The sequence below is a fragment of the Bartonella sp. AD328YNZD genome, from assembly GCF_042196425.1.
This window is the reverse complement of sequence record NZ_JBHIQG010000615.1, coordinates 1-958: the sequence shown is the minus strand read 5'-3', so window position 1 is coordinate 958 and position 958 is coordinate 1. Positions and strand designations below refer to the sequence as shown.

General features: G+C 38.0%; 1 protein-coding gene. It reads left to right on the top strand.

Going from position 1 to position 958, the window contains the following annotated elements; all coding sequences use genetic code 11:
* The first annotated feature begins 97 nt into the window (after nucleotides 1-97).
* Nucleotides 98-937 carry a hypothetical protein gene (locus ACFIO3_RS14055; RefSeq protein WP_375608662.1) on the top strand — a complete coding sequence of 280 codons (840 nt, stop codon included), beginning with the start codon at nucleotides 98-100 and terminating at the stop codon, nucleotides 935-937.
* Nucleotides 938-958 lie beyond the last annotated feature (21 nt).

Sequence of the window (958 nt, the reverse complement as noted above, 5' to 3'; positions counted from 1 at the left end):
TCACGAAGCGCCCAGCCAGTCTTAGTGCCTAGATCAAGACAGAGAATGGTTTGTGCATTAGTGATCATAATCCCCCCTTAAGGCTCTACGTATTTATATGTGTGCTATGACAGAACGTGTTGTGATTGCCTGTCTTGCAAAAATGTTTGTGAAAAAGTATCCTGCCAAAGATTCTAAAAAAGTGGGGTGGGGAAAGATGCAAGAATGGATAAAGATATTTCTTACGGGTTTCCTGTCATTTATCGGATCACTTTCAGTAGCGCTTATTTTAAGATGCAAAGACCGTAAAGAAGCCGCAAAAAAACGAGCACAAGATAAGAAATGGGTAATCAAGAAATTTGCAGAAAGCGAAAAACAAACTGCAGCTCTTGAAGAGCAAGCAAAATCAACAAAAGATATTGCAAAATGGTCAGAAGAACATATTAAAATTTTGTTAGATAACAAAAGAGTACAGGATTTAGGACCGCCACTTTCCATATATGCAACTGGACCGCATCTTCCAACAAAGGACAAGTGGACGCTTCTTTTCTTAAAGGTAGAAAATAATGCACAAACTGTCGTCCATATTTTAAATATAAAGCTAAAAGATAGTTCTCGCTTTATTCTTGGATATGGCATCATATACAAACCTAGGCAAAAAACTTGGCAAATACAATCACCATATGTTAATCCTGACGCGGTTGCAGAATCGCGAGTATTCCCTGGCTTCTGTGATAAAGCAAAGAATTTTCGAACGGGACCAGAAATCGATGTTAATATTTCTGTAGCTCCCTCAGAAGGCAAACCTTCAAAAATCCTTATTTTTGTAGCAGCACGTGAAGAAGATATAAAAGACCAAGTTACTTTAATCATTACCCATACATCCCCACTGCAACCAGAAACAAAAATGACTGTAACAACACAAACCGACCTCATAGACTTTAAAAAAGTGGATTAACTCAATTCAGACGCACACTAC